Origin of the sequence: Marinobacter alkalisoli (assembly GCF_045449795.1) — a bacterium.
Classification (GTDB): domain Bacteria; phylum Pseudomonadota; class Gammaproteobacteria; order Pseudomonadales; family Oleiphilaceae; genus Marinobacter.
The window spans coordinates 401758-425245 of the sequence record NZ_JBJJLB010000016.1; the positions used below are offsets into that span (position 1 = coordinate 401758).

Below are 23488 nucleotides of genomic sequence, written 5' to 3' on the forward strand. Positions count from 1 at the left end.
TCCTTACGGTTTGAACGAAGTGAGGTCGTGCTTGGTCAGGCCGTTTGCTGTAAACCTGAAGCTGGCCCGGAGGAACGTCGTGATTTCAGGGACTGCTTTTTAATGACCACATCCCGAATGCGCCGGAGCTTGTCGGCTACCGGGGAAGAGTTGGTGCCGTCAAGTTCTATGAAATCAATGGCATAGAAGAAGTTGCTGCAGTGTTTTCTGCGTTCTGTGACGAGCCCTGATATGCCTTCCGCCTCGATGTTCTCGAACGGCATGTCCATGATCAGGTCCAGGATGACGGTATCGCCCGGGTTAAACACCTTGTCGGTTTTCATCACACAACCGTAGTTATCAAGCTCGAATATCGATGCTTCAACCGTTTCCTTGCGAAACAGGCCGCGCTTGATGCGAAAGCGAGCAATCAGATCTGGTAGCGCTTCGTTCATGAAAAAGCTCTCGGATTTTCCGGGTCCGGACCGCATCCGGTATAAATAAACCGTAGTTGAATGATTAAACAATAGCCACACTTGACAGATTTGGCAACGGCGTCAGCGTTATACGATAACCCCCTCAGGCAGTTCATCAACTGCCTGAGGAGTCTATCCGGGCCAAATCAACGGGTTTTAATGTCATACATATCTGTACGCCGGTCCTTGAGGTTGGTGACCGAGCCCTCATTGCGAACCAGTTTGAGCTTCTCCAGGTCCATATCGGAAAACATGATCATTTCCGTGTTTGGCGTGGTTTCCGCCATTACCGCATCGTGGGGAAACGCAAAGTCAGAGGGTGAGAATACGGATGACTGGGCATATTGGACGTCCAGGTTCTCCACCTTGGGCAGGTTGCCAACGCTGCCGGTGATGACAACGTAGCATTCGTTCTCAATGGCTCGCGCCTGGGCACAATGGCGAACCCTCAGATAGCCATTCTTGGTATCGGTCCAGAAGGGCACGCAGATGATATCGACATCCTGACTGGCGGCGATGCGTCCCAGCTCCGGGAATTCGATGTCATAACAGATCATGATGGCGACACGACCAGCGTCGGTATCAAATACCTCGAACTGGTTCCCACCTTCAATGACCCAGTCACGGCGTTCGTGGGGTGTAATGTGGATTTTCCGTTGCTCATCAACCCGTCCGTCCCGATGGCACAGGTAGGACACGTTATAAACCCGGTCATTCTCCAGCAGCGGCATGGAGCCGGTCACGATGTTGATGTTGTAACTCACCGCCATTTCGGACATTTCATTGCGGAACTGCTCGGTAAATCCGGCCAGGAACCGGATCGCCCTGGTCTGGTCCATCTGATCCGTCAGCCCCATCAATGGCGCGTTGAAGAACTCGGGAAACAGCGCGATATCACTTTTGTAATCAGACAACGCGTCAACGAAGTACTCCACCTGCTTGAGCACTTCTTCAACGGAAGTGAACTCACGCATCTGCCATTGCACGGCGCCCAGGCGAACCTGGGTTTTCTTGACGTTCAGTACCGCCGAAGGAGGCGTATAAAGAATGTTCCGCCATTCTAGCAGGGTGGCGTATCCCAGGGACTTTTCGTCTTCCGGCAGGTATTTGTGCATCAGCCGGGTAACCTGGAAATCATTGGAGAGCTGGAAGGTGAGGATCGGATCGAAGATTTCCTTGCGGTCCACCCGCTGAATGTATTCCTCAGGGGAGTACTGATCGGCGTACTTGTAGTAACTGGGAATCCGGCCGCCAGCCAGAATGGCGCGCAGGTTCATGGACCTGCAAAGTTCCTTGCGGGCTTCGTATAGACGCCGGCCGAGCCGGTAACCGCGGTAATCCGGATGAATAAACACATCCAGGCCATACAGGGAATCGCCCTTCGGGTTGTGCCAGATCTTTTCGTTCCGGAGGATGAGGTCGTCGTAGGTGTGGGGGTTACTGAAACGCTCATACTTTACGCACACCGTGAGCGCCACTGCGATCAGCTCCCCGGAATCCTCAATGCAGATCTGCCCGTCGGGGAATTGCTCCACCAGCGCCTTGATGGTCTCCCTTGGCCAGGCCCCGCCGATATCATCGTAAATCCGATCCATCAGCTGCTGGAGCTCTTCGTAATCATCCAGGGTGAGATTGCGGAGGTTAAGGTGCAGCTCTTCGTGGGCCATACAGGGAGGCTCCCGTTACATTTATTAAAGGAATTTAGCTCAAGCTCTGCTTACAATAAACCAAGCTATTCAAGTGATTTTATCAGAAGGCATTAAAGACTTCGCATTTCCCGCCGAAAGACTTAAGAACCCCTGAATAACGCCTCAGCCACTTCCTTTGGAGATTTATCCGTGCAACTGACGTTTGGTCAAAAACTGCTCGCCGCTTTCGGCGTCCTGCTCATTCTGGTGATGGTCGCTTTCACCTGGTCCGGAAACGTCCGGCTGCAGGACACCACCGAAACCTATGTGGACGCCTTGATTGACGATGCAGTGGCGCAAAGTACGTCAAGTATCGCCGATTGGCTCAACACCCGGCTGACTATGACAGAGGCTGTCGCCAAGTCCATGGAAGACATGCGCACCGACCGGCAGGCAAGGGTGCTACTGCAATCCACCACCACAGGTGGTGGTTTCAAGGACGTCTATGTCGGCCGCGAAGACGGTTACATGCTGATGAAAACCGAGAAGGACAGCGCCGGCCTGCCGTCCGACTTTGACCCCAGAACCCGCCCCTGGTACCAGATTGCAATGGACCTGGGCCGCGCTTCATTCACCGAGCCGTACAGGGATGTGATTACCGGCAATACGATTATTACTACGCTGGCGCCGGTTAAATCCGGTAGCTACCGGGGGGTTGTCGGCGGTGATATCGCTCTTAAGACCGTAGAAGAAACTCTTTCCGAGGTCACGCTTGCGGGTACCGGATACGCCTCTCTGATCAGCGCCGACGGCACGGTGCTGTTCCATCCAAACGAGGAACTGATCGGTGAGAGCATCAAAAACCTGATCGGCCAGTCCCCGAACCTGGACGGCAACGAACACAATTATGAAGTGAACGACGAGAACTGGAGCGCCAGCTTTCATGCCATCAGCGGTGCGCGGGGCGTTGACTGGTACCTCGGGACTTTCGTAAACGAAGACATGATCCATGAGCCTGTGGCAGCAGCCCGGGTGACAGGTATTATCATCGCACTGGCTGGCCTGGTGATTTCATTGCTGGTGCTGCACTTCGGCGTTCGCGTGTTGATGGCGCCAGTTCACCGGCTGAACCGGGCCATGGAGGACATCGCCAGCGGTGATGCCGACCTGACCCAGAGACTGGATGACAGCGCAAAGGATGAGTTTGGTCTTCTGGCCCGCAGCTTTAACAGTTTTGTCGGCAACATTCAGAATGTGGTCCGTGATGTCCAGAAGGGCACCAGTGAGCTCAAGAACAACGTGACATCCCTGCGCCAGACGGCCAGCACCAGTCGCAGCAGCGTGGAAAGTCAGCAGGGTGAGATCGACATGGTGGCAACGGCGATCAATGAAATGTCTGCCGCGGCCGGTGAAATTGCCCAGTCTGCCCAGCAGACCGCTGACGCCGCCAACACGGCGGATAGCGACAGCCGTGCCTCACTGGAAACGGTTGAGGCTTCCCGGGACGCGGTGCAGAAGTTGTCGCGGGAAATTGCCTCTGCCGCTGAGGTGATCGACACCCTGGGGCGGGATGTCAGCGATATCACCTCGGTGCTGGAAGTCATTCAGGGTATTGCCGAGCAAACCAACCTGCTTGCCCTGAATGCCGCCATTGAGGCTGCGCGTGCGGGTGACGCAGGACGGGGATTCGCCGTGGTGGCGGATGAGGTCCGGAACCTCGCCAGCCGGACCCAGGACAGCACGGAAGAAATTAACAACATGATCGAGCGGCTGCAGAAAGGCGCCAACAACGCCGTTGATGTCATGAAAGCATCCACCGCGGTTTCCAATGTCAGCATGGAAAAAGCCCAGGACGCGATGGAAGCGCTGAACCGGATCGCCGAGGCGATTACGTCGATCAGCCAGATGACGTCGCAGATCGCCACGGCCTCGGAAGAACAGACGTCGGTGACCGAAGAGCTGAATTCCTCTATCACCCGCATTGCGGACCAGGGGCAGGAAGCCGCCACCGCCGCCAGTGAAAACGATGTATACAGCGGCCAGATCGAATCCATTGGCAATACACTGAGCCAGAACGTGTCCCGGTTCCGGGTCTAACGGCTCAGAACTTTAAGACGACGGTGGAGGTTGTCCAGGGTGTGACGCCCCACCATTCGTGATTCCTCGCTCAGGAAGGGATTCCTGAGCACAATCACCTTGCGGCGATCCAGCGCCAGCTTTTCAATCGGCTTGCTATAGTAATCCGCCAGGTACCGGGCAAAGCTGCCATCCAGAATAGCCCGCTCCATACCCAGTTGAACGCGGTGAGCCGTCAGATAGTCGTGCGGTGCAGTAAAGAAGTAAGAAGGCATGGGATAGGCGAGCATCAGCGAGGGCTCAATGACCAGATTCGGATCGTCCTCGATTTCCAGGTCAAACATGACTTCGCTGACCCCACGGGCAAAACAGTCAAACCGGTCATTACGCAACATCCGAAAGAGGATTTCGTAGCGGGTGTGGGTGACCACCGAAATGTCGTTCGCCTCAAGGATGTCAGTGTCCGGCCAGTGCATTCCCTGACCGATACGAATGCCCCGCTCCTTCAGATCGTCAATCGAATTGACCCCTTCAAACAACGGCAGGGAGTGGGGCAGTACCACGCAAACCCGGAACCCCAGCAGGCCGCCGTCAATCGGGATGGGAATCGCCAGGAGTTCCGATTCCCGCTGACTGCTGCTGGCAACGTTGGCAATGTCTATCAGGCTGGTGCGGGCGCGGGACAACTCTCTCAACACCCGGCCCTGGCCCATTTCTTCGCTGCGGATGATCCGGAAATCCCCGTACTCCGGGGTTTTATTAAGAGCCAGCTCCAGCAGTTCGCGAATCGCCGGGTTGTCGTAGTTCCGGTACCAGAGTTTGTACTCCCTTTCCATCGGGGGCTCGTAGGCGGCATTGCGGATCTCTGCCAGGCTCTGGGTGGTCAAGGTGAGGGCAATCAGAAGCACCCCGAGTACAAGCCTCAGTGGCTGAAATCTCCTTGTTGGAGGCTGTCGGGTGCTGCTTGCCATTCAGTCTCTCTCCGTGCGTCCGTGTTGCGGGAAAGTAGGTTCGCAACCAGTTTAGAGCAAAACCGACTGGCAAGGCTGTACTTGATTCTAAAAAACTGTAAAAGAATCTTACGCGAAACTGTATGAGAACATCGGGGCGGTCAGCCCTGGCTGAGCTCACTCAGGGTCTGCAGGAAGATCTCGCCGTATTTTTCCAGCTTGGCGGCCCCCACACCGTTGACTTCGGCCAGCTCGGAGAGGCTTGCGGGTCGCCGCTCCAGCATGTCGAACAGAGTGGTGTCATGGAATATCACATAAGGCGGGACGCCCTGCTGTTCTGCCAGCGTCTTGCGGCAGGCTCTTAATGCATCCCATCCAGCCTGGTCGGTAATCTGATCGCTTATTTTTGCGCGAGCGCTGCCCGAGCTGGCGCGACCGGACGACTTGACCGGTGCGGGATCCTTACGCAACTGAATCGGCTCTTTGCCTTTCAGAAGAGGGCGGCATTGTTCCGTGAGCTGGAGAGAGCCGTAGCCTTCCGGATCAGCCCGGAGATAGCCATTGGCAACCAGCTGCCGAAACACCGATTTCCATTCACTGACGGATAGTTCCGTGCCAATGCCATAGGTCGAGACCTTGTCATGGCCAAACTGGCGGATACGCTCGTTTTCGGAGCCCCTCAGCACGTCAATCAGGTAGGTGACGCCATAACGCTGGCCTGTCCTGAACACGCAGGACAATGCTTTCTGAACCGCTATGGTGCCGTCCCAGGTATCCGGCGGGTTCAGGCAGGTATCGCAGTTCCCGCAGGGTTCTTCAAGCACGTCTCCAAAATACCGCAGCAGAACCTGCCGACGGCAGCTGGTGACTTCACACAGCCCGAGCATGGCATCGAGTTTTTGTCGCTCGACCCGTTTGAAATGGTCGTTCCCCATCGACGCTTCCAGCATCTGCCGAAGCTTGATCACATCCTGCAGGCCGTAGACCATCCAGGCGGTAGAGGGTTTGCCATCGCGCCCTGCACGCCCGGTTTCCTGATAATAGGCTTCCAGGCTCTTGGGAAGATCGAGGTGGGCAACAAAGCGCACGTCCGGCTTATCGATGCCCATGCCGAATGCGATGGTGGCGACGACAATGACGCCATCTTCCCGCAGAAAGCGCTCCTGATTGCGGGCGCGCTCCGGACCGCTTAACCCGGCGTGGTAGGGGAGAGCGGTGTACCCCTTATCCGCCAGCATACGCGCGGTGGCATCCACCTTGTTACGGGACAGGCAATAGACGATGCCACAATCGCCATCATGTTCAGCTTTAATAAAGTCCAGCAACTGCTTGTTTGCATTTGTTTTTGGTGAAATTCGATACTGAATATTCGGGCGATCGAAGCCACTCACGAAGTGACGGGCGTGGGTCAGTGACAGACGTTCTGCGATTTCCTTTCGGGTCCGTTCATCCGCCGTCGCGGTCAGCGCAATTCGGGGAATCCCCGGGAACTGCTCCGCCAGCAGGCTCAGCTCCAGGTAATCGGAGCGGAAGTCATGCCCCCACTGGGATACGCAGTGGGCTTCGTCGATGGCAAACAGGGAAATCGACGCGTTGTGGAGAAGATCGATGGTCCGTGGCTGTATCAAACGCTCCGGTGCGCAATAAAGCAGATCCAGTTCACCGGTCATCAGCGCGTTTTCAGTATCCCTGGCCTGGGCGAAATCCATCGTTGAATTCAGAAACGCGGCACGCACACCCAGTTCGTTCAGGGCTGCCACCTGGTCCTGCATCAACGCTATCAGCGGAGAGATGACCACGGCGGTACCGGGGCGTACCAGTGCCGGCACCTGATAGCACAGGGATTTACCCCCGCCGGTCGGCATCAGGACCAGGGCGTCCCCGCCATTGACCACTTCGTGGATGATGTCCCCCTGCAGGGGGCGGAAGGTTTCGTAACCAAAAACCTCATGCAGGACCTGTTCGGGGTCTTTCCGGGAGAGGGTCGGGCGTTCTGTGCTCAGCTGATCAAAGTCCATGGATTGCCGGTGCCAGGATGCGGGAATGGTCGGTGTCATGTTGTTCAAGGGTCGAAATCATACCAGATTCGCGGGCACAGTAGAGGCAAAACACCTTGATTAACGCTACAATACCGCGATTTTTATCGTCATCACCGCCAATGACTGACTCTGAAAACAACAGGAACTCCATGCAGGAATTTGATGCCATCCGTCCCTATTCGGACGACGAAACCGGTGCCGCTATCAAGCGCCTGGTGAATGATCCGGAATTTCTGGACATGATCGCCCGCTTCAAATCCCCCACACTGGCGCGCTGGGCACCAGGGGTAGTGCGCATCTGGATCAGACGCTGGCTGGTGAAGAACTTTGGTCACCTGGATCGGGTCGACGACCTTCAGGCCAAGGTGTCGGAGTACGCAGGGGATCTGGTGGACCACACCACCACCCGGGTGACCCAGAGCGGCCTTGAAAATCTCAACAAGCATTCCGCGCACCTGTTTATATCCAACCATCGGGACATCGTGTTTGATCCCATGGTGGTGAATTACCTGTTGTTCGCCAACGGCTTTAATACGACCCGCATTGCGATTGGTGACAACCTGCTTGCAAACCGGGTATTCGCCGAGATGATGCGCCTGAACAAGAGCTTCGTGGTACGCCGGAACATCACCAGCCCCCGCGAAATGCGGGACGCCTACATCACGCTGTCCAGCTTTATCAATCACAGCATTGATACCAACCACAGCATCTGGATTGCCCAACGGGAAGGCCGTGCGAAGGATGGCCTGGATTTTACGGATCCGGCTATCATCAAAATGTTCTACATGAGCAAGAAAAAGAGCGGACTGGATTTCGCTGAAGCCATGAACAGGCTTCATATCGTTCCGGTCTCTATCGCTTATGAGTACGATCCCTGTGACGCTGACAAGGCCCGCGAGCTGGAAACCCGCGCCCGCACCGGAAGCTACACCAAGACCGCTGGCGAGGACACGGATCAGATCATGAAAGGCCTGACGGGATTCAAGGGCCATGTACATGTGCATTTTGGCACGCCGATCGCCGACGCTCCCGGTAACCCCAAGGATCTCTCCGCCCGCATTGACCGGGAAATGCATGCCAACTATCACCTGCATGCTTCCAATCTGGTAGCGTACCGGCAACGGGGTATCCACCCGCAGGCGCACACCACGCCGGATACCGTGAGTGATTCCGTGGTGACCGCAGAAACCTGGTCACCCGCAGAACTCGAAGCCGCCGAGGCTGAAATGGAGCGGCGACTGGAAAGCTGTGACGAGGCCATCCGTCCTTATTTGCTGGATATGTATGCCAATCCGGTGGTCACCGCCTTACAGGCGAATGATCCCGACGCTTCCGAACCCGGCACCGACGATTGAGGTATTTTGTGCAGGAACTTGAGTATATCGAACTGGAAACCAACCCCAACCCGACCGCTGCCGTTATCTGGCTGCACGGACTGGGTGCGAGCGGCCACGACTTTGAACCGGTGGTCCCGGAGCTGGGATTGCCCGCTAACGCTGCCGTGCGCTTTCTGTTTCCCCACGCACCGGTCATGCCGGTCACCGTTAATGGTGGTATGAGCATGCCCGCCTGGTACGACATCAAGGCCATGGATGTCGATCGCGTTATCGACACCGAGCAGTTGCTGGCTTCCGCTGATGCGGTTGCGCGTATGGTGGACCGGGAGATTGAGCGCGGCATCCCCAGCGAAAACATCGTCATCGCCGGTTTCTCGCAGGGTGGGGCAGTAGCGTATGAAGTGGGCCTGACCTATCCCAAGCCACTGGCTGGGCTGCTGGCGCTATCGACCTACTTTGCCACGGCTGAGACCATCAAACCGTCAGAAGCGAACCGGAATATTTCAATCAATACCTATCACGGCACGTTTGATCCCGTTGTACCGGAATCCCTGGGGCAGAAAAGCACGGAAAAGCTTCGTGCCATGGGCTACAACCCCCGTTATGAAACGTATCCGATGGAGCACAGCGTCTGCCTGGAGGAAATTCAGGACATCGGCCGGTTCCTGTCAGAGAAGGTCAATTTTTGATCAGCGTCAAAAGATAATTTGACAAATCCGGGATATCATTCCATGAATAACTGTCCTACCCATGGCTTTTGCCTGTCGGCTCGAGGAGGTTTCATGGAGTACCGTTTGAGCAAACGTATAACCGGGAAACTGGGGCTTCTGCTCTACAAGCGCAACATGCCGGTGGCCACGGGGCAGATTCGTGATGCCAGTGAGCGCGGCCTGTTTATTGCGACCAGCTACACGGACGTTCAACTCAACCAGACCCTGGAACTGGAGTTCCGCTTTCCCGACAAGTACGAAAACTCATTCCTGAAGTTAAGAGGTCTGGTGGTTCGCAAATCGGACCGGGGTCTGGGTGTGGATTTCAAGGGTGTGGAGAACGACGGGGTTACAATTTCGGCATTGCTGTCCTGGTTGCAGAATCACCATCACAACGTCAGTTATTTCCCCCCGATACGCCGGGCCTCTTTTTAACTGCGCCAGAACGCGGGTGATAGCACAATCACTACGCTGAGGATTTCCAGGCGCCCCATCAGCATACCCACCGACAGTATCCATTTGGCTGCATCCGGCAGGGGCTCAAATGTCCCTGCCGGGCCAATGATTGCGCCCAGGCCGGGGCCAACGTTGGTCAGGGCCGTGAGAGCCCCGGAAAGGCTGGTAATGAAGTCCAGTTGCAGCGCTGCCAGCGCCACCGTAATGACAAGCAGGCAAAGCAGGAAAATGAAGGTATAGGCAATCATTGATGAGATGATTTCATCACTGACGGCGCGGCCATTGTAGTTCCTGGTCAGTACCGCACGTGGATGCAACAAGCGCATGAGCTGTTCCCGCAGCACAATCAGCGACAGCTGGAAACGGAAAATTTTCATGCCACCAGCGGTCGACCCGGAACAGCCGCCGACAAACATCAGGAAGAAGAACAGCACAAACGCCAGGGGCCCCCAGGCGGAATAGTCTTCGGAGGCGTATCCGGTGGTGGTTACCACAGACGTAACGTTGAACAGCGTGGCGACATAGCCGTGGATGGGGTCGAAGTCCCCGACCGAGACATGCCAGCGATAAAGAGTCAGCAAGGCCGGGATCACCAGCAGGATGGTGACAAACAGTCGTACCTGCTGATCCCGGAAAAGCACACCGTGCTGTCCGTGCATTTCCCGGACAAAAAGGAAGAACGGCATACTGCCAATCATCATGAACAGGCTGCCCTGGAGCAGAATCAGGTCGGAGTCGAATTTGCCCATGGACGAATCCGACGTCGAGAAGCCACCGGTCGCTATGCTGGTGAGGCCATGGTTAAAGGCATCAAACAGTGACATGCCTGATAGCCAGTAGGTCACCACGGCGATTACCGAAAATATCACGTACACAAGCAGCAGGCCGCGGCTCAGCGTCTTCATGCGGGGCAGGGCCTTGTCGGTCCACTCCGAGGATTCCGTGGCAAACAGGCGCATCCCGCCTACCCGCAGGAACGGCAGTACGGCAACGAACATGCCGATGATTCCGATGCCTCCGATCCATTGCAGGATGGAGCGCCACAGCAGAAGATCCCGGTCCATGGTATCCAGGCCTGTCAGTACCGTTGCGCCGGTGGTGGTAATGCCGGAAGTCCCCTCGAACAGGGCGTCCGTCATGGAGATACCGTTATCACTCAGGTAGAACGGCAGTGAAGAGAGGAGGGCAATAATGAGCCAGCTTGAAACCGTCAGTACAAACATGAAGCGGGGCTTAAGGTCCCGCGGTTTCCGGTAGGTGGCCACAATCCCGAAAACCCCGATACTGCATACAATAGCGGCAGATTCCGCAAACGCCATGGCATTGGGCGCTTCAGAGCCTGATAGAAGTATTACCGGTAACGTCATGAAAATACTCAAAAGTACAAACATGACGCTAACAATGAAGATTACAGGGTTCAGGTTTCTCAAAGGAAGCTCAAGTTGGCCGAACAGAGAGACGGCGTCAGAATACATGCGGCCTGCCGCTTTCGCAAGGCAACTCCGGCCCTTGCCACGCGCGTGAACGGGGAATTAAATCACTGTAAATATCGGGTAAATCCGGATCCTTGTGCTGGATTAAATCGTTGGTGTAGTGCAATTTCGTAAAACTGACGGTGAAAACCAGGAAGGAGCATCGAAGACAATGAAAACCACACGTTCTTTGGTATTTGGATTTGCCACTCTCGCAGGCAGCCTGGCAGCAGCCCCTGCCATTGCGAGTGATATGTACAAGTCAGGAATGGGGAGCTTGTACGCAGGCCTGAACTACACCTTCTTTAATCTCGAGGACGACTCTGACGATGCGGATGTTGGCGCGCTGTCCGCCAAGGTGGGCGCGCTGGCGACACCCTACTTCGGCGTGGAGGCGAGGGCAGGCTTTGGCGTTGACGACGATCGCGTCAATGGCATCGATTACTCCGTGGATAACTTCTTTGGGGGTTACGCCACATTGAACCTTGCCAACGAATCACCGGCAACGCCCTATGTTATATTTGGTTTCACCCGGGTAGAGCTGGAAGCCGAGGGGCCTTTCACCACGGTTACCGATGATGACTCCGATTTTTCCTACGGCATTGGCGTCAACGTTGAAATGGCGCCACAAGTGTCCGGCAACCTTGAATATATGCGTTATTATGACAAGGACAACGTCACTATTGATGGCCTTGGCCTCGGCGTGACCTTTAATTTCTGATCGGGTAAGCCTCCCGGGATTACGGGCTTACTCGCTATCCCGGGAGGCTGTTTGAATCATCTGGCCCATCTTTTCCTCGCACCGGATTCGCCCCAGGCCCGCATTGGCAGCGTGATGGGGGATTTCGCCAGGGGACTGCAAGTCCGGGAACTCCCGCCAACCGTCCGGGCCGGCCTGTACCATCATCGGGCTGTCGACACATACACGGACAGCCACCCGGAAGTACTCGCCAGCAAACGACTGTTTTCACAGCAACGGCGCCGCTTTGCAGGCGTTGCACTCGATATCCTTTATGATCACTACCTGTTAAGACACTGGCAACGATTCAGCAATGTCGATTCTGGTACCTTTATCGACATTGTTTACCAGGAGTTTCGGGACAACGAACACCTGATGCCCGAAAAAATGAAGCGGGTTACCCAAAACATGGCGGAGAATGACTGGTTCGGATCTTACGCAGACCTGGATAGCGTGGGCTTTGCACTGAACCGGGTCGCCCAGCGTATCCGTTTCAAGCATCAGTTTTTCGATATCATCGAAGAAATCAAAGAGAACGACCGGGAGCTGGAACGCCGATTCCTGACATTCTTCCCGGATCTGATCACGTTTGCCGGAGATGTTTCATGAAGTTAGCTGTTGGACTCACTTTCGCAGCCATTCTGGCCGCAGCCGCACCTGTTCAGGCAGAGGAAAAGCAAAGCCAGGAGCGCCCACCGGAATCCCTCGGTTTTGTGGAATGGATTGTTCTTCAGGACACCGGCTTGCGCCTGAAGGCACGGCTGGATACGGGAGCAAAAACCTCTTCGCTTCATGCGGTTAATATCGAACCCTTCGAAAAGGGGGATGAGAAGTGGGTGAGCTTCCAGGTGCCCCTTGCGGATCACCGCGACCAGGAAACCGGCGAGAACGGTACTGAGGTTGAGGACGTCATCCTGGAGTTTGAACGCCCGGTGGACCGGACTGTCCGGATAAAACGAAAGGGTGCGCCGTCCCAAAGGCGGTATGTGGTGCGTATGGAGTTCTGTATTGCCGGTTCCACCCATGAAACCGAATTTTCCCTGGCTGACCGGGGACGGTTTTCCTATCCGGCCTTGCTGGGCCGTCGATTCATGAGTGATGACAACATTCTGGTTACGTCATCAGAGAGCTTTATGGCTGAAAAAGAATGCGAACATAACACCCTGGAGCAACTCGCTCAGAGCAGGAATAACCTTCCGAAATAGTTCAATCGAGACCACACCCACAAGGGTTGTGGGTGTGGCGCCCGCTAAAGCTTACCCTTTCTGGGCAGTAAAGCTCTGCATCAGGTTTGCATAATGTGGCAGGTGCTTGGCAAGGATGCCGCCAAAGCCTTCAATATCGTTGCGCCAGTCACGGTGCAACTCGCAGCCAACGCTGAACCAGTTCATCAGTTGTGCCCCGGCCTGTTCCATGCGGCTCCAGGAAGCGTCGCGGGTGGTCTGGTTGAAGGTGCCGGACGCATCCGTTACAACAAAGACCTCATAGCCTTCTTCAAGCGCTGACAGCGTCGGGAAAGCCACGCATACATCGGTCACCACACCGGCAATCAACAGTTGCTTCTTACCCGTGGCCTTCACGGCCTTGAGGAAATCCTCGTTGTCCCAGCAGTTGATCTGGCCGGGACGGGGGAAGTAGGGCGCATCCGGGAACATTTCCTTGAGTTCCGGCACCATTGGGCCGTTGGGGCCATCCTCAAAGCTGGTGGTCAAAATGGTCGGAATGTCGAAAAACTTGGCGATGTCCGCCAGCGCCAGTACGTTGTTCTTGAAATCGTCCGGTGAGAAGTCCCGTACGAGAGAGAGCAGCCCTGACTGGTGGTCAACCATCAGCAGAGCAACATCGTCCTTGTCCAGTCGATTGTATTTAAAAGCCATGTTCCTTCTCCTTCGTTTCAGGTGGGTTTTATTGACCGGGCCCCATCGGAGGGACCGGTTCCTACCGCTGGCCATCACCTGTTCTGGCTAACGGTGAAGCATGCCGAACTCTCCGTTCTGGAAGTCCGCGATTGCCTGATGGATCTCAGCCTCTGAGTTCATGACAAAGGGACCATGACCGACTACAGGCTCATTAATCGGCTCACCGGTGAGTACCAGCAACCGGGCATCGTTGTTGGATTCAAGCTGCAGTTCCTGGCCCTGGCGATCAAAGCTGGCAACTTCCGCGTCATGCAATACTTCGGCCCCATTTGCCTGCACCGTTCCCTTGAGCACCACTACAATGGCGGTCTGTCCTTCCGGGACGGGCAGGACCACATCCGCGCCCGGCTCAAGCTTCAGGTTCCATACATTCATCGGGGTGAAGGTGCTGGCCGGCCCCGGGTGTCCGTGGAACTCACCCGCAACAACCCGGAGTTCGCCGATATGGTCGCCCAGGGAAACCACCGGAATGTCCTTTTTCAGCAGGGTCTGATAAGCCGCTGGTGCATTCTTGTCCCTGGCTGGAAGGTTCACCCATAGCTGGACCATCTCAAGCGTGCCGCCACGATGGGTAAACGCTGGCGAATGGAACTCCTCGTGGACAATACCGGCACCGGCCGTCATCCACTGGACATCGCCTTCACCGATCAATCCGCCGCTGCCAGTGGAGTCCCGGTGCTCAAGTTCGCCCTGCAGGACCAGGGTGACGGTCTCAAAACCACGGTGCGGGTGCTGGCCGACGCCCCGGCGGCGCGTTCCCGGCGGAAACTGCGCGGGGCCGGCGTAGTCCAGTAGCAGGAAAGGGCTGATATTGTTGGCGCCCATACGGTCGTAGGACAACAGTGAGCGGACCGGGAAACCATCACCAACCCAGTGGCCATGGGGCGCGCTGTAGGTGGTCAGTATCTGTTTCATGTGCTCCCCCTTACACTGGTTTGGATATTAATGATCAATACAGTGAAGATAGGGCACGGAAGCTGGTCTGAGTAGGTGCCAAAATTTATAATCTGCGTTCTATATATAGGACTCTGAACTATGCAGGACTTGAACGATCTCTATTACTTCGTGCAGGTAGTGGAGCATGGTGGCTTTGCACCGGCCGGGCGGGCATTGGGCGTCCCCAAATCCAAACTGAGCCGGCGCACAGCACTTCTGGAAGAGCGCCTTGATACCCGGTTGATTAACCGGTCAACACGCCGGTTCAGCGTAACGGAGCTGGGCAAGGAGTATTATCGCCACTGCGTTGCCATGCTGGTTGAAGCCGAGGCGGCGCAGGAGTTGATCGATCGTTCCCGCTCGGAACCCCGTGGGTGCATCCGGATGACCTGCCCACCAGGATTGATCTATTTCCTGGTTGCACCACTGGTGGTGAAGTTCATGGAGATGTATCCGGAAGTCAGGATTGAGCTGGTGGCTACCAGTCGTCGGGTCGATGTGATTAAAGAGGGCGTCGATCTGGCACTCCGGGTCCGGTACCCGCCGATTGAAGACAGCGGCCTGACCATGAAGGTCCTGTCCAGGAGCCCCCAATGCCTGATGGGGGCGCGGGCTTTACTGGAACGTTCCCCCAACATCGAATCGCCGGAGGACCTGACTCGCCTGCCCAGCATCGACTTCGAACAGACCGATGGCCAGCACATCTGGTGTCTGGATGGCCCGGACGGCGTATCGGTGCAGGTACACCACAAACCACGCCTGGTTACGGACGATGTTTTCACCCTCCGGCAGGCCGCGATCGCCGGTCTGGGCGTGGTCAAAATGCCGTTGATTGTAGGCGGACGTGACCTGATCGAGGGGCGCCTGATCAATGTACTGCCTGGCTGGCAGCCACGCGGCGGTATTTTCCACGCCGTCTTTCCATCACGCCGAGGCCTTCTTCCGTCGATCCGCGCATTTCTGGATTACCTGTCAGAGCAGGTGGATGAGGTGGATTTTCCGGTGCCGGAAAGTTGATATTGGGGTAGCACAGATCTGGCATGCAGTTGACGGCAGCCGGACTGATGCTAACCTTCGGTAGGTGCCGTACGCCCATTTGCTTGATCCAAATATGACTATTTGCTTCGTGGCCGACTCGTGAGGGATCACCTGAAATACCTTATCTCACTGACTCTCAGCCTGTGTCTTGGCACGGTACCCGGGCACGCCTCCATACGTTCCGAGTACGAAGTCAAAGCCGCCTTTCTCTACAACTTCACACGCTTTGTCAGTTGGCCCCATAACGGGAGCAATTCCGCCCCCCTTGAGGTATGTATTTTTGGCGATGATCCGTTTGGCGACCTGCTCGACCCTCTCACTGGTCGCAAATCCCAGGGCAGGGAACTTCAGCTTCGATACCCTGACAATGCCGCGCACCTTACTGGGTGCAATGTTCTGTATATCGCCCAGTCGCAATCCCGCAACCTCAACGAGCTGCTTGATCTCGCCCAACACCAGGGCATGCTGACAGTCAGCGACCTGCCGGAGTTTGTCCGCAAGGGGGGAATGGTCGGTTACGTCAAAAAGGGCAATGTCATTCGCTTTGAAATCAGCCTGAAAGCTGCGACCGAAGCGGGGCTTACTATTAACTCCCGACTTCTGGAGCTGGCGGTGAGGGTCGTGCGATGATCGGACAATGGCGATACTGGCGACTTAAAACCAAACTGCTTTTCCTAACACTGTTCACCAGTGCACTGGGGATTACCCTGGTCTGCGCCAGCCTCATCTTTGTTGAGAACCGGAATTACCGTAAACAGCTTGAGTCCGAACTGCATGTCATTGCAGGCATCCTCGCTGAACAGTCGGCCGCCGCCCTGGTGTTTGAGGATAATAATCAGCTGAGCAGCATCATTTCCAGCCTTGAGCGCATTGAGACTATCCAGCAGGCTTGTGTCTATGACCAACAAGGGACCGTCATGGCTTCCCTGGCCAGCATGGATAAACGGGAATGCCCCCCTGTTAACCGACAACTGGAAGTAGGGTTTGTCGATGAAGTCTATCGGCTAGCGATACCGGTAACCCTTGATAACGAAACGGTCGGGCAGCTTTTCCTCACATCCCACCTTGAGGTATTACATGGCCATATCCGCACTTTTGTGTTCGTAGCCATTGGTATTGGCGCCGTCATTCTGGTGGCTCTGGTGTTCCTCGCGCTCCGGCTACAGAGAATTGTGTCTGACCCCATCCTCAAGCTCTCGGAAACCGCTGAGCGCATTGCCCAGGACCATGACTACTCCATTCGCGCACCGGTCTCCGGAACCGACGAGCTGGGGCGGCTGGGGAACACCTTTAACGAGATGATCGGCACTATTCAGCAGCAGAATCGCCGTATTCTGGAAAGTCGCGACAGCCTGGAGCGGATTGTCGAAGCCAGAACCTCGGAACTGAGCATGGCAAACCGGGAACTGGAGGCGTTCAGTTACTCAGTCTCCCACGATCTCAGGCAGCCATTGAGAGCCGTGGAAGGGTTTGGGCAGGCACTTGAGGAGGATTGCGGTGACCAGCTGAATGAGACCGGCAAGGATTACCTGCGGCGCATTCGTGCGGCCAGTGTGCGAATGGCGGGCCTGATCGACGGACTGTTGATCCTTTCCCGCGTCAGCCGCCAGCCGATTGAGAACCAGACTGTCGATTTGAGCCAACTGTTGCAGGAAATCACTGATGAGCTGAAAGACATCAGTGACGATGTCCCCTCGGAAGTACACATTCAGCAGGGCGTCCGGGTTGTGGGTGATAGCCGAATGCTGCGTGTTGCTTTCCAGAACCTGCTTGCAAACGCCTGGAAATACAGTGCCAGGGAGGAGAAACGGATCATAGACGTGTCTGCACGAACAGCGGGCCGCTGGACAGCCATTGAAGTCCGGGACAATGGGGTCGGCTTTGATATGCGGTATATCGACAAACTTTTCGTCGCTTTTAACCGGCTTCACACACCCTCGGAGTTTGGCGGCACAGGCATTGGCCTGGCGACGGTGTATCGGGTGGTTCGCAGGCATCATGGCGAGATTTCCGCCACGTCCAAAGTAGGCGAGGGCGCAAGTTTTATTGTGAAGTTGCCTGTTTCGGGAGATCGTGACTAGACTGCAACCATACGCTCACGCTTTAAATGCAATCCATTGAAAGGGCAGCTAAAAACATGGACGGCTATTCAATCCTTGTGGTTGAAGACAATCCGGATGATCAGGTTCTGACGATACGCTCCCTCAAGGCCGCGAGCGAGGGCAGCCCTGTGATCGTGCTGGAAGACGGGCAGCAGGCGCTGGACTTCCTGTTTGGCGATACCCCGTCCAAGGAGCTGGATACGCTCGGAGTTGTTTTGCTGGATGTAAAGCTTCCCAGGGTCAGTGGGCTGGAGGTACTAAAAAGCATTCGGTCTTCACCGCTCACCAACTGGCTGCCCGTGGTGATGGTGACCTCCTCTGATGAACCGGCAGACCTGCTGGAGGCCTATCGTCTGGGAGCCAACAGTTTTATCACCAAGCCGATTAACTATCGGGAATTTACGGAACAAATGAAATTGCTTGCCCGCTACTGGCTCGTTGTCAACAAGGTGCCCAAAGCCGGCTCAGTTCGCTCGTACTGATAAAGGTAAGTTCATTGATTGATGCAAGCACCCCATTACGGATGTTGATCGTCGAGGATTCCGAAGACGACGCCATGCTTCTTTTACGAGAGATGCGTAAAGGAGGTATTTCCCCCTATCATGAATTGGTGGATAGCGAGGATCGCCTGACCTATGCCCTCCGCCGTGGCAAGTGGGACATCGTGATAACCGATCACAACATGCCCGGCTTTTCTTCTTTTCGGGTGCTGGAACTGACTAAACAGTACTGCATGGATGTACCTGTGATTATTGTTTCCGGAACGATTGGGGAAGGCGTTGCGGTCACGGCCATGAAAGCCGGCGCTCAGGATTACATCATGAAGGACAACCTGTCGCGGCTGATTCCCGCCATTGACCGTGAAGTGCGTGAAGGCTCCGTACGCCAGGCCAAGCGCGTGGCGGAAACCACCCTGGAGCACATGGCTTACTATGACAGCCTGACCGATCTCGTGAATCGCCGCGAGTTTGAGCAACGGCTGGTACAGGCCCTGGAAGACACTTACAAAACCGGACGGCAACACGTGCTCCTGTACCTTGATCTTGATCAGTTCAAGATCGTCAACGACACCTGCGGTCACGTCGCCGGCGATCACCTGCTTAAGCAGATTGCCGCGCTGCTGTCCCATCACATCCGTTCAGACGACACCCTTGCCAGGCTCGGCGGTGACGAGTTCGGGGTGCTCCTGCGTGGCTGCGACATCGTCCATGCGCAGAGAGTGGCCGAAAAACTGTGTGAAGAGGTCAGCGAGTATCGGTTTGTCTGGCATGACAGACCGTTTTCCGTCTCCCTGAGTATCGGCATGGTGCTGGTCGATAAGCACTACTGCAGTGCCAGCGAGCTCCTCAGTCATGCTGATCTGGCCTGCTATGCCGCGAAGGACAGGGGCCGCAACAACGTCCAGCTCTATGAAACAAGCGACGTTGAGATGCAGCAGCGCCAGAGTGATATGAACTGGACCAGCCGCATCCAGCAAGCGTTGCAGAATGACAGCTTTTGCCTTTGGCAACAGGAGATGACCGCACTGCAGCCGGATGCCGTCGATGGCTATCGCACGGAATTTCTGGTTCGGTTGAGGGAAGGGGGCGAAACAATCCCTCCGGGCGCCTTTATTCCCGCTGCCGAGCGCTTCAACCTGATGACCAGGATCGACCGGAAAGTTATTGAAATGGCGTTCCGGTACCTTGACCGCACTGGCCTCGGCCGGGAGGAAACCGGGACGTTTTTCATCAACCTGTCCGGGAGCTCCTTTAATGAACCGGAACTCTTTCTTTACATTAGCCAATTGGCGGAGCGATATAAATTAAAGCCGGAGCGTATCTGTTTTGAAATCACTGAAACCTCCGCTATCGCCAACCTGAATGTCACCCAGCGATTCATCAGCTCTGCCAGACGAAGAGGCTTTAAATTTGCACTGGACGACTTTGGCGCAGGCATGAGTTCGTTTTCCTATCTCAAGGCCTTGCCCGTGGATTATCTCAAGATCGATGGTGGCTTCGTCCGTAATTTGCTGGAAGACCCAATCGATCTTGCCATTGTTGACGCCTGCAACCGGATTGGCCATGCCACCGGTCTCAAGACTGTTGCCGAGTTTGTGGAGAACGACAGGGTCAAATCACGACTGGTTGAGCTCGGCATTGATTATGCGCAGGGATACGGGATCTCCATGCCGCGGCCGCTTGATTGATTGGTTTTCCCCCTGACTCAAATACAACTTTGATGCCTTCCCCATAGGATTTGTCATGCTCGAAAATGGTGACTTGTTATTACGCTACCTGGAACGCCTCGGTGTGGAGTATGTGTTTGGCGTTCCTGGCGGGAGCATTGAACCGTTTTATGATGCATTGGCAAGAAGTGAGCGCCGGGGTGGTATCCGGACCATTACCGCCCGTCACGAGTCCGGCGCGGCATTTATGGCAGAGGGTTATGCCCGGGAAACAGGAAAGATAGGCGTTTGTTGCTCCACAGCCGGTCCAGGAGCCACGAACCTGCTGACTGGCGTTGCATCCGCTTACGCCGATGGGATTCCGATGCTCGTGATAACAGCGCAAACAGCGCTCGACAAGTTTGGGCAGGGCTCATTGCAGGAGACCTCATGCACGGGCATTCATACGGTAGAGATGTTTGCCAGATGTACGCGCTACAACACCCTGGTATCGCATCCGGCACAACTTGAAACCAAAGTGCTTCAGGCTGTCAGTCACGCCATGAGCAACCAGCCCGGGCCCGCCCACCTGGCGATACCACTGGACGTGATGCGCCGCCGGATCCCCGATGACGTGAAAGACGGAACGCTCCACGCCTTTACCAACCACGAAGTCGCACCCAACAAGCCTGCTGCCCAGTCATTACTGAAAGAGCTGGAGACCGCGTCCAAGGTCACACTGGTACTGGGTGAGGGCGCAGCCGGGGCAAACGACATGCTGGTGGCCCAGGCGGAATCCCGGAACTGGTTAATGGTTACGACGCCACGTGGAAAGGGCCTCATCGACAGTTTCCACCCGCTATACCGGGGTGTATTTGGCTTTGCCGGCCACAACAGCGCGACGGACGCGCTAAAGGTTGAAAACGCCGAACGTGTTGTGGCCATCGGCACAGCTCTGGACGAAGTCTCAACCTGTGGGTGGGACCCCACGACAATACTGTCTGACCGATTGATTCATGTTTCCAGCAATCCGGCGCACCTCAGCCGCTCAACCATGGCCCGGCTCGTCGTTCTCGGCTCGCCAAAGCTCCTGTTCGAATCCCTGGCTGATGCGTTTAAAGCCAAACAGAGTGGAAGCTACGCACAGCCACTCACAGACTATGATCGCGTGCCGGAGAATACCCGTTTTGATGAGCCCGAAAAGTGTTTTGACAGATCCGGGCGCGTCAAACCCCAGGCTTTGATGACTTATATGAGCCGGATATGCCCACCGGATACCCGGGTTCTCATGGATACCGGGAACAGCTTTTTGTGGGGGATCCACTACTGGAATATCCGTCGCCCGGACGGCATGTCTCCGGAGAAGAATCAGTTCAGTATCGGGCTTGGATTTGCCGCTATGGGCTGGGCAATCGGAACCTCGATGGGGATGGCCACCGCCAACCGTCAGAATCCGGTTGTCTGCTTCACCGGCGACGGCAGTTATCTGATGTCCGGCCAGGAATTGACGGTAGCGCTCCAGGAAAACCTGAATGTTCTGATGCTGGTCCTCAATGACGCCTCACTGGGCATGGTCAGCCATGGACAGAAACTGAGTGGCGGGGAACAGGTTGGAACCCGGTTACCGAGCGTGGATTTTGCCATGATGGCCCGGGCATTGGGCGTAGAATCCTACCGGGTGGAAACCATGGCGCAATTGATGGATCTGGACATACCCGGGATTCTCTCCCGCCCAGGACCTTGCCTGATAGATATCATTGTTGACGGCGACCAGGTCCCTCCATTGGGATCGAGAATGAAGGTGCTAACCAGCTCGATACAGACCGACCAATAGATTAGGGGAAAGCGCGTGCCCTCAGACTACGTTTATCACTCCAATTTCTGGTTTGAAGAACCTGAAGATTCAAACCCGTTCGCCGCAAAGGCCAGCTACTGCCATGGCTACGATGTGTATGGCCAGGTCATCGCCAGGGCAAGCTGGTTTGAATATCTGTTGCTGATGTTCAAAGGTGATCGACCGCAACCCGCTGAAGCGGCCCTCCTGGAGAAGCTGGCGATGATCCTCGCCAACCAGGGCCCCAAGGAGGCCAGCATTCGTGCAGCCATGAACGGAGGCGTTGCCGGCACCAATCACAGCTCTGCGCTCATGTCCTCCCTTGCCTTGGGTTCTGGCCTCTATGGCGGCTCTCAGGAACTTGAGATCTGCATTCGCTTGTGGGGGGAATGTGGTCAGGACATCGAACTTTGGAAATCCCGACTTCAGGCTCCCCAGGAAGACGAAAGGGCGGACATATGGCCGGCGATTGAGCATCCACCGGGTTTTGACCCCAACGGCGATGACATGCCCACGACACTTCGGCAGTCGTTGGACCTTTTGGTCCAGTTCGCACCAGAAGCAGGCGCTTTGCATTGGCTGGAAAGCCACCGCAACGCCCTTGAGGCATTCTTCGGGTATCCAATTTCCATCAGCGCTGTAGCGGCTGCAGCGTTCGTTGATCTTGGTCTTGATCAGGATCAGGGCAGCATGCTCTACCTGATACTGAGATTGCCCGGTGCCGCCGTCCATGCGCTGGAGCAGCGGAAAATGGGCTGGAAAAAATTTCCTTTCTACAGCTCTGCCATTGAACTGGAAGACGACCCGGGACCCTACAAAAAGCGTGAAGGGGAGGGCAATCAATGAATCATGAACAACTGCTTGAAACGGAAAGCCACTGGTTGACGCGAATTGGGAAAGCCTTTCTTACCGAACGCGTCGTTATGCACGGTAAGGATCTTCACCATGAACTCGACCATCTTGAATGGCTCCATTTGTACCTGTATTGCATTCTTGGAAGAGATCCGGGGGAGAACGTCGCAAAGATGTTGAACTCTTACTGGGTCGGTACAAGCTATCCGGATCCCTCCATCTGGCCAAACCATGTGGCCGCCTTGGCCGGTTCCGTGCGTACCACGCCCTCTCTGGGCCTGATGGCTGGATTAAGCATCTCGGAAGCATCCATATACGGTCGTCGACCGGAGGTCCGGGCGCTCGACTTTTTCTACAGGGCCGGTAAGTGGTGCGATGAAGGCGGTAAACTGGAGGAGTTTGTCGATCATGAGAAATCCCTGGGCCGCATCCTTTATGGTTATGGCCGCCCCCTTGCCACCACAGACGAACGCATTGCCTTCACACTGGATAAAGCAAAAGACTATGGTTTCTCCGATGGCCACTATTTGAAGATGGCCTTTGCCGTGTACGAACACCTGAATAGTGTATACGGATACTCAATGAACGTAGCAGCCGTGCATGCCGCTTTGGCTGCAGACATGGGATTCAGCTGTGAGGAATATCAACTTATCCTGACACCTTGCTTCGTGGCCGGTATGGCGCCGTGTTTCCGGGATACAAGAGAGCGCCCCGAAGGCAGCTTCTTTCCGATTCGGTGTGAAAGCATTGTCTATCACGGCGTAGAAAAGCGGGACTGGGAAGACTAACCGACCGCGGC

At 55.7% G+C, this 23488-nt stretch carries 22 protein-coding genes; 15 read left to right on the top strand and 7 right to left on the bottom strand.

The features are described from left to right. Positions 1-35: 35 nt before the first annotated feature. Together ACJO3M_RS06425 and ACJO3M_RS06430 are read right to left on the bottom strand one after the other, a co-directional pair. The gene (locus ACJO3M_RS06425) at positions 36-434 is read right to left on the bottom strand and encodes a hypothetical protein (RefSeq protein WP_407000543.1); all 399 of its coding nucleotides are present in this window, start codon (positions 432-434) and stop codon (positions 36-38) included. Positions 435-601: 167 nt separating this feature from the next. Further along, positions 602-2122, bottom strand: coding sequence for a GNAT family N-acetyltransferase (locus ACJO3M_RS06430; RefSeq protein ID WP_407000544.1), 1521 nt, complete (start codon positions 2120-2122; stop codon positions 602-604). Between the two features lie 171 nt (positions 2123-2293). Here ACJO3M_RS06430 and ACJO3M_RS06435 point away from each other — a divergent pair, with 171 nt between their 5' ends. After that, positions 2294-4180 carry a methyl-accepting chemotaxis protein gene (locus ACJO3M_RS06435; RefSeq protein ID WP_407000545.1) on the top strand — a complete coding sequence of 629 codons (1887 nt, stop codon included), beginning with the start codon at positions 2294-2296 and terminating at the stop codon, positions 4178-4180. On the opposite strand, the gene ACJO3M_RS06440 is transcribed toward ACJO3M_RS06435, so the two are convergent. Together ACJO3M_RS06440 and recQ are read right to left on the bottom strand one after the other, a co-directional pair. Continuing rightward, positions 4177-5130, bottom strand: coding sequence for a transporter substrate-binding domain-containing protein (locus ACJO3M_RS06440; protein ID WP_407000546.1), 954 nt, complete (start codon positions 5128-5130; stop codon positions 4177-4179). The two genes, ACJO3M_RS06435 and ACJO3M_RS06440, sit on opposite strands and share 4 nt — an antisense overlap. Before the next feature lie 140 nt (positions 5131-5270). Further along, entirely contained in the window at positions 5271-7127 is a 1857-nt protein-coding gene (recQ, locus tag ACJO3M_RS06445) for a DNA helicase RecQ (RefSeq protein WP_407000918.1), read from the bottom strand. Positions 7128-7297: 170 nt separating this feature from the next. On the opposite strand from recQ, the gene ACJO3M_RS06450 reads away from it, so the two are divergent. The 3 genes from ACJO3M_RS06450 to ACJO3M_RS06460 all read left to right on the top strand — a co-directional run bounded on the left by ACJO3M_RS06450 (position 7298) and on the right by ACJO3M_RS06460 (position 9630). Then, complete coding sequence (locus tag ACJO3M_RS06450) at positions 7298-8503, top strand: 1-acyl-sn-glycerol-3-phosphate acyltransferase (RefSeq protein WP_407000547.1); 1206 nt, start codon at positions 7298-7300, stop codon at positions 8501-8503. 8 nt (positions 8504-8511) lie between these two features. After that, positions 8512-9174 (top strand): alpha/beta hydrolase, encoded by a 663-nt coding sequence (locus tag ACJO3M_RS06455; RefSeq protein ID WP_407000548.1) that lies wholly within the window; start codon positions 8512-8514, stop codon positions 9172-9174. Between the two features lie 105 nt (positions 9175-9279). Continuing rightward, positions 9280-9630: a PilZ domain-containing protein gene (locus ACJO3M_RS06460; protein ID WP_407000549.1), complete on the top strand. Its 351-nt coding sequence runs from the start codon at positions 9280-9282 to the stop codon at positions 9628-9630. On the opposite strand, the gene ACJO3M_RS06465 is transcribed toward ACJO3M_RS06460, so the two are convergent. Then, complete coding sequence (locus tag ACJO3M_RS06465) at positions 9627-11042, bottom strand: TrkH family potassium uptake protein (RefSeq protein ID WP_407000550.1); 1416 nt, start codon at positions 11040-11042, stop codon at positions 9627-9629. The genes ACJO3M_RS06460 and ACJO3M_RS06465 overlap by 4 nt on opposite strands. 253 nt (positions 11043-11295) lie before the next feature. Between ACJO3M_RS06465 and ACJO3M_RS06470 the strand changes: the two genes are divergently transcribed. Genes ACJO3M_RS06470 through ACJO3M_RS06480 form a run of 3 tightly spaced genes read left to right on the top strand, consistent with a single transcriptional unit; the run spans position 11296 to position 13067 of the window. Continuing rightward, positions 11296-11844, top strand: coding sequence for a porin family protein (locus ACJO3M_RS06470; protein ID WP_407000551.1), 549 nt, complete (start codon positions 11296-11298; stop codon positions 11842-11844). A 51-nt stretch (positions 11845-11895) separates the two neighbouring features. Further along, entirely contained in the window at positions 11896-12471 is a 576-nt protein-coding gene (locus tag ACJO3M_RS06475) for an acyl carrier protein phosphodiesterase (RefSeq protein ID WP_407000552.1), read from the top strand. Beyond that, on the top strand, positions 12468-13067 hold the full coding sequence (locus tag ACJO3M_RS06480) for an ATP-dependent zinc protease family protein (protein WP_407000553.1): 600 nt from the start codon (positions 12468-12470) through the stop codon (positions 13065-13067). The genes ACJO3M_RS06475 and ACJO3M_RS06480 overlap by 4 nt, the downstream gene beginning before the upstream one ends. Positions 13068-13118: 51 nt before the next feature. On the opposite strand, the gene ycaC is transcribed toward ACJO3M_RS06480, so the two are convergent. Then, a complete protein-coding gene (gene ycaC / locus ACJO3M_RS06485; protein ID WP_407000554.1) occupies positions 13119-13739 on the bottom strand; it encodes an isochorismate family cysteine hydrolase YcaC in 621 nt (206 codons plus the stop codon). An 87-nt stretch (positions 13740-13826) separates the two neighbouring features. Beyond that, positions 13827-14696, bottom strand: a complete 870-nt coding sequence (locus ACJO3M_RS06490) for a pirin family protein (RefSeq protein WP_407000555.1) — start codon at positions 14694-14696, stop codon at positions 13827-13829. A gap of 120 nt (positions 14697-14816) precedes the next feature. Between ACJO3M_RS06490 and ACJO3M_RS06495 the strand changes: the two genes are divergently transcribed. The 8 genes from ACJO3M_RS06495 to ACJO3M_RS06530 all read left to right on the top strand — a co-directional run bounded on the left by ACJO3M_RS06495 (position 14817) and on the right by ACJO3M_RS06530 (position 23477). Then, positions 14817-15734 carry a LysR substrate-binding domain-containing protein gene (locus ACJO3M_RS06495; RefSeq protein WP_407000556.1) on the top strand — a complete coding sequence of 306 codons (918 nt, stop codon included), beginning with the start codon at positions 14817-14819 and terminating at the stop codon, positions 15732-15734. Positions 15735-15854: 120 nt separating this feature from the next. Then, entirely contained in the window at positions 15855-16385 is a 531-nt protein-coding gene (locus ACJO3M_RS06500; protein WP_407000557.1) for a TOL_0243 family YfiR-like periplasmic protein, read from the top strand. Then, positions 16382-17836: an ATP-binding protein gene (locus ACJO3M_RS06505; protein ID WP_407000558.1), complete on the top strand. Its 1455-nt coding sequence runs from the start codon at positions 16382-16384 to the stop codon at positions 17834-17836. The genes ACJO3M_RS06500 and ACJO3M_RS06505 overlap by 4 nt, the downstream gene beginning before the upstream one ends. A 56-nt stretch (positions 17837-17892) precedes the next feature. Continuing rightward, entirely contained in the window at positions 17893-18339 is a 447-nt protein-coding gene (locus ACJO3M_RS06510) for a response regulator (RefSeq protein ID WP_407000559.1), read from the top strand. Between the two features lie 14 nt (positions 18340-18353). Beyond that, on the top strand, positions 18354-20045 hold the full coding sequence (locus tag ACJO3M_RS06515) for an EAL domain-containing protein (protein ID WP_407000560.1): 1692 nt from the start codon (positions 18354-18356) through the stop codon (positions 20043-20045). A gap of 55 nt (positions 20046-20100) precedes the next feature. After that, the gene (locus tag ACJO3M_RS06520) at positions 20101-21837 is read left to right on the top strand and encodes a thiamine pyrophosphate-binding protein (RefSeq protein ID WP_407000561.1); all 1737 of its coding nucleotides are present in this window, start codon (positions 20101-20103) and stop codon (positions 21835-21837) included. Positions 21838-21852: 15 nt separating this feature from the next. Further along, the gene (locus ACJO3M_RS06525) at positions 21853-22683 is read left to right on the top strand and encodes a citryl-CoA lyase (protein WP_407000562.1); all 831 of its coding nucleotides are present in this window, start codon (positions 21853-21855) and stop codon (positions 22681-22683) included. Beyond that, complete coding sequence (locus ACJO3M_RS06530; protein WP_407000563.1) at positions 22680-23477, top strand: citrate synthase family protein; 798 nt, start codon at positions 22680-22682, stop codon at positions 23475-23477. The genes ACJO3M_RS06525 and ACJO3M_RS06530 overlap by 4 nt, the downstream gene beginning before the upstream one ends. The last annotated feature ends 11 nt before the right edge of the window (positions 23478-23488 follow it).

Coding starts and splice junctions, on each gene's coding strand:
- ACJO3M_RS06425 (WP_407000543.1), bottom strand. CDS start 434: ATGAACGAAGCGCTACCAGATCTGATTGCTCGCTTTCGCATCAAGCGC.
- ACJO3M_RS06430 (WP_407000544.1), bottom strand. CDS start 2,122: ATGGCCCACGAAGAGCTGCACCTTAACCTCCGCAATCTCACCCTGGAT.
- ACJO3M_RS06440 (WP_407000546.1), bottom strand. CDS start 5,130: ATGGCAAGCAGCACCCGACAGCCTCCAACAAGGAGATTTCAGCCACTG.
- recQ (WP_407000918.1), bottom strand. CDS start 7,127: ATGGACTTTGATCAGCTGAGCACAGAACGCCCGACCCTCTCCCGGAAA.
- ACJO3M_RS06450 (WP_407000547.1), top strand. CDS start 7,298: ATGCAGGAATTTGATGCCATCCGTCCCTATTCGGACGACGAAACCGGT.
- ACJO3M_RS06465 (WP_407000550.1), bottom strand. CDS start 11,042: ATGTTTGTACTTTTGAGTATTTTCATGACGTTACCGGTAATACTTCTA.
- ACJO3M_RS06470 (WP_407000551.1), top strand. CDS start 11,296: ATGAAAACCACACGTTCTTTGGTATTTGGATTTGCCACTCTCGCAGGC.
- ACJO3M_RS06480 (WP_407000553.1), top strand. CDS start 12,468: ATGAAGTTAGCTGTTGGACTCACTTTCGCAGCCATTCTGGCCGCAGCC.
- ycaC (WP_407000554.1), bottom strand. CDS start 13,739: ATGGCTTTTAAATACAATCGACTGGACAAGGACGATGTTGCTCTGCTG.
- ACJO3M_RS06490 (WP_407000555.1), bottom strand. CDS start 14,696: ATGAAACAGATACTGACCACCTACAGCGCGCCCCATGGCCACTGGGTT.
- ACJO3M_RS06495 (WP_407000556.1), top strand. CDS start 14,817: ATGCAGGACTTGAACGATCTCTATTACTTCGTGCAGGTAGTGGAGCAT.
- ACJO3M_RS06505 (WP_407000558.1), top strand. CDS start 16,382: ATGATCGGACAATGGCGATACTGGCGACTTAAAACCAAACTGCTTTTC.
- ACJO3M_RS06510 (WP_407000559.1), top strand. CDS start 17,893: ATGGACGGCTATTCAATCCTTGTGGTTGAAGACAATCCGGATGATCAG.
- ACJO3M_RS06520 (WP_407000561.1), top strand. CDS start 20,101: ATGCTCGAAAATGGTGACTTGTTATTACGCTACCTGGAACGCCTCGGT.
- ACJO3M_RS06530 (WP_407000563.1), top strand. CDS start 22,680: ATGAATCATGAACAACTGCTTGAAACGGAAAGCCACTGGTTGACGCGA.